Consider the following 4,729-nt stretch of genomic DNA (forward strand, 5'->3'; position numbering starts at 1 on the left):
TGAGGCATGCTTCCTCCACCGCATCATCTGCGGTGTTAGAAAGAGTCGCGACGCCTCAAGACCACACAACATGCGCAAGAGCCACGAATGCGGGGCAAGTCCAGACTGCTGCGGGACATTCGCGAAACTCAGGCTCGTCTGGTGGCACTGGCGGACGGTTCCGCGGCGGGGTTCGCCGGTGTTCAACCAGATCTCGACGGCTTTCTGAAGAGCCCCAAGACCATCTGGACACAGGGCGAGGAAAGCCCAACCTCGGCACCGAAGCCGAATCGGACCCTGAGCCCGGCACGCGCTGCATCAACGAAGAGAAAGGAGCCCGTTGACAAAAGCGATTAGAGAACGTCCTGGGACGTCACCGCTTTGGCCGGTGGAAGATGCGGTTCGACCCCTTCCCACTCCTCATCCGTCAGATCGCTTGCATAGCGCGGGCAGCGCCGCTCATAGTGCGGGCGGGTGGTTTCGGTCCAGGACATCGTGATCTCCGTCGAAGCTCAGCAATCCGACAGAATCACAACCCGCTGAAATCACTCACTTATTTTTGGAGCGGACACTGAGAGGCCGTTTCGAAACCCTGCCAAGACCAGCCTCCATGGTTCACCCGGGACGCCCAAACCCGCGGAAATCGGGTATCATGTCATTGCGGAGCGACCATCCGAGGGGCCTTTGAACCCGCCGCAGTGAGTTTCGAAACGGACTCTGAGAGAATCTTGATGATCAAGAACATAACCGGATATAGAGAATATATAACCTACTTTTACTTTGCCTTTGTGTTTTGCTTTCCAAGCTTCGTCTATGTCGTCGCGCCCGTCGGATCGCTGGCCGCCGGAATTCTCTTCATCGCATTGGTGACGCTTCTGATCGCGCGGCCGACGCTGCCGATTATCGTCTGGAGCGCCGTCTATGCGGTCGCACTCTTTCTGTCGACCACCCTCAACGCAACTGCCGGACCGCCGGATCTGCTGGGGAGTTCCATCGAAGCCGCGGCGCACGGCGTCCTGGTCTGCTCGGCCGTTTCGCTTGGATCTGTGATCCTTCGCACACGTACGCCCTTCTTGCAGGGCCATGCTGAAAAAGCAGCGCTTTACGCAAACCTGTTCTTTCTCTTCATCGGACTGGCGACTTCCTTAATCAGACCGTTGGTCCTTGCGTATGTGGATTATCCCAAGAATGTTTTTCCGTTCGCTGAACCGAGCCATTATGCCTTGGCCGCCGCGCCTTTCATGCTTTCAGGCATCGCCTATTTCTCTCCTGCCTGGGCGACGGCGATGCTTTCTCTTTACTTCCTGACCGCCACCGCTCAACCGTCATTGATATTGATGGCGATTGTCTTTGTCGGCGCGGCTGTGCTCGCCTTCAAATTGGTTGTGGGAACATGTAAGAGTGACGTTAAAAATAAAAAAGCGGCAGCAATAATCTACACGTTAAGCTTTGTGATCGTTTGTTCTGCGGTTTACAAGATTCTTCCGTCTCCGTCGTCTCCGGCGTCTCCGTCGTCTCCGGCGTCTCCGTCGTCTCCGGCGTCTCCGGCGTCTGAAGAGTCACAGCTCGGGGTGCAGAATGATGTATCCGCGNCTCCGGCGTCTCCGTCGTCTCCGGCGTCTCCGTCGTCTCCGGCGTCTCCGGCGTCTGAAGAGTCACAGCTCGGGGTGCAGAATGATGTATCCGCGACACAGAGAGAGAGGAGCTATCAAGGAGGATATTTCGCAGATCGATTGAGGCTCAGTGCAGAGAGTTCCAACCTCACCGTCCTGGTGTTCCTGCAGGGGTGGGAGGATGCTCTCAAGGCCCTGAACAAGACGACGGTCGGCTATGGATTTCAGTCGCTGGGCACCTTGCCTCCCGGAGAGATCGCGGAACGGATCCGGTCGATCGCCCACGTCTACAAGAACAGGAAAGACGGAGGCTCCCTCGCCCCCAAAATCATATTCGAGTTCGGCTACGTCGGCCTCGTGCTCGTCGTGATGCTCGTGGCGTTTTCCCTTTTTTCGTTGTTGAAGATCGCAACAACACGCGTCCATCAGGTCGCTCCCCCGATCCTCTTCTCCTACTGCGTGTGCGCGTCCTTGATGTTCGAGCTTTTGCTGCGAGGTTACGGCTACTTCTCCCCTGGCGTCTTCCTAGCGGTCGCGGGGTTCACGGTCGTTCTGCGGTCTCGCCGAGAGGCTTTCGCGTGGAGACGGTGTTGGCCTTCAACAGGTTTTTAGCTCCCCGGCTATCAGGCCGGTGGCCCCATCGTTGTGATTTTTCATGGAATAGGGCCCCTGTTTGAGGGGTAGTTTTCATCCAAATGGAACCCCCTTTAACGCAGGGGCATGACACTGCCTCCAGTTTCATCGGAGGCATTTTGAAGCGTCCCGGGTTTTCCGGAGGCGGTTTCATTTGAGTCATGCGACCATATCGAGGTTATCGGTGGCTGCATAGTAATTGGCTTCAGCCTCTGCGGGCGGGGGTCGTCCCGGCAGGCCTTGTGACCAAGGGCGCAGGCCAACCAACTCTTGCCGACTCCCGATGGCCCGCAGATGGCCAGATTGTCATGGGCGGCGATCCAGTCGCCGGCGATGAGCTTGAGGAACAGCGCGCGGTCGAGCCCGCGTTCGCTGCGATAGTCGACATCCTCGGGCGCCGCCTGGTGACGGAGCTTGGCGAAGCGGAGGCGCGCGGCGAGTTTGCGGTCGTGGCGCCAGCTCCATTCACGTTCGAGCAGCAGGCCCAGCCATTCAAAATGGGTCAGCTGCTCGGCCTCGGCATTGGCGGCGAGTTCGTCGAATGCCTTGGCCATGCCGGTGAGCCCCATTGCATTCAGCCGGTCGAGGGTGGGATGTGCAAGCATGTCAGTCTCCTTCAGTGATAATAGCGTGAGCCGCGGATGTTCGGATGGTCGATGGGATCTCGTGCCGCCGCCCGCAGCGACGGCGTCTGGTCGAGCCGGTTGTCGAGGATCGATCTAACCGACCCGTAGGTACGCGCGCCGATCTCGAGTGCACGGCCGCAGGCCGCGTTGACCCGCTCCCGGCCGAAGCCTTTGACCAGGCGGATGATGCCCAGGCAGGCGCGGAATCCTTGCTCGGGATGCGGGCGATCGGCGAGAATGCGCTCGCACAGCAACGCGGCATCGGAACCGACGGCGGAGGCTTCCCGGGTGATCCGCTCGATCGTCCAGTCGGCAAAGCGCCGATGGGAAGAAGGCATGTGCTCGGGGACCGTCGTATGCCGGCCATTGCCGCTGCAGCGCATGTGGGCGGCGATCCGCTCGCCCTTGTGGAACAACTCGATGGTGTTTGCGGTAATCCGGGCCTCGACCTGCTCGCGCGCGAAGCGATACGGAACCGAGTAATAATGGCGCTCGATCTCGACATGATAATCGAGCCCGGCTCGGCGCAGCCGCCATTCGGCAAAGATGTAGCGCTCAATGGGAAGCGGGCGCAGCGCCGGCCGATCGATCTCCTCGAACAGCTGACGCCGCGTCCGGCCGACCCGGCGCAATATCCGGCGCTCGTTCAGATAGACGAGCAGTTCGCCGATCGCGGCGTTGACGTCGGCCAGGCTGTAAAAGACACGGTGGCGCAGACGACCGAGCAGCCAGCGCTCGACAATCAGCACCGCCGCCTCGACCTTCGCTTTGTCGCGCGGCCGCCGCGGCCGGGTCGGCAGCACCGCGCTGTCATAATGCGCCGCCATCGCGGCGTAGCTCCGGTTGACCTGCGGGTCGTAGCGGCAGGCCTTGATCACCGCGACCTTGGCATTGTCGGGAACGAACAGCGCCGGCGCGCCGCCGAATGCTTCCAGCGCGTGCACATGGCAGCCGATCCAGTCCGGCAGCGTCTCGGTCCAGCGAGCCTCGGCATAGGACAGGCTCGACGCGCCAAGCACCGCCACGAAGAGATGCGCCTGCCTTGTCTTGCCAGTGAGCCGGTCGATGACCACCGTCACCGTGTCGCCGGCATAGTCGACGAACAGCTTGTCGCCGGCGGCATGGTTCTGCCGCATCGTCACCGGCAGACTTGCCGCCCAGCCCCGGTAAAGATCGCAGAAGCGGCTGTAGCGATAGCCGTCCGGGTGGCGTTCGATATACTCGTCCCAAAGGATCTGCAGCGTCACGTGCTTCCGCTTGAGCTCGCGATGAATCTTCGCCCAGTCCGGCTCGACGCTGCGGCGGTGCCCCGTCTTCGTGCCCGCGGCCTTGTAGAGCGCGGCTTCCAGAACCGCGTCGGTAACCTCTTCGCCCAGCGGCCAGACCAATCCTGCCACCTCGGCGCGCCGCAGCGTCTCGCGCACCGTCGATGGCGCCGCGCCCACCCGGTGCGAAATCGCCTTGTGGCCCAGTCCCTCTTCGAACCGGTATCGCAAAATCTCGCGGACACGCCGCATGGTCATTCTCTCCGCCGGCATCTGGTTCCCTCCTCTGGACAATCCAAAGGGACGAACCTGAACCCAGCAGCGGACCTTGCCCAACACCGCCAATCAGGGGGCGGCATCATCTCGGAATCAGGGGGCGACTAATTCTCGGAACAGGGGGGCGACATCATTTCGGAACAAGGGGGCGACATCCCTCGGAATCAGCACGCGACAGGCTGCGGGGTGAGAGCGAGACGATCGGCGCGCGCCTACAGCGGGAGCTGGAGGCCATGCGTTCCTTGCCGCCGTCGCCTTTCGATGCGTGCGATCAGGCCGGCGTCAAGGTAACGGCCCAGTCGCTTGTGCGCTACAAGACCAACGATTATTCGGTCCC

The 4,729-nt window shown here is 61.2% G+C and carries 2 protein-coding genes and 2 pseudogenes; 1 reads left to right on the forward strand and 3 read right to left on the reverse strand.

The features are described from left to right. Positions 1–332 precede the first annotated feature (332 nt). From VQ045_RS21230 to istA, 3 genes and pseudogenes are all read right to left on the reverse strand, one after another. Positions 333–473: a transposase gene (locus tag VQ045_RS21230; RefSeq protein ID WP_442879929.1), complete on the reverse strand. Its 141-nt coding sequence runs from the start codon at positions 471–473 to the stop codon at positions 333–335. 1,976 nt (positions 474–2,449) lie between these two features. Next, positions 2,450–2,830: pseudogene (locus VQ045_RS21235) on the reverse strand (ATP-binding protein); the annotation flags it as partial. Between the two features lie 11 nt (positions 2,831–2,841). Next, positions 2,842–4,368 carry an IS21 family transposase gene (istA, locus tag VQ045_RS21240; RefSeq protein ID WP_327648286.1) on the reverse strand — a complete coding sequence of 509 codons (1,527 nt, stop codon included), beginning with the start codon at positions 4,366–4,368 and terminating at the stop codon, positions 2,842–2,844. Positions 4,369–4,562: 194 nt separating this feature from the next. Between istA and VQ045_RS21245 the strand changes: the two are divergent. Next, positions 4,563–4,729 (forward strand): annotated as a pseudogene (locus VQ045_RS21245) (Mu transposase domain-containing protein); the annotation flags it as partial.

This window comes from Aurantimonas sp. E1-2-R+4 (assembly GCF_036549515.1).
In the GTDB taxonomy this organism is placed as follows: Bacteria; Pseudomonadota; Alphaproteobacteria; order Rhizobiales; family Rhizobiaceae; genus Aurantimonas; species Aurantimonas coralicida_A.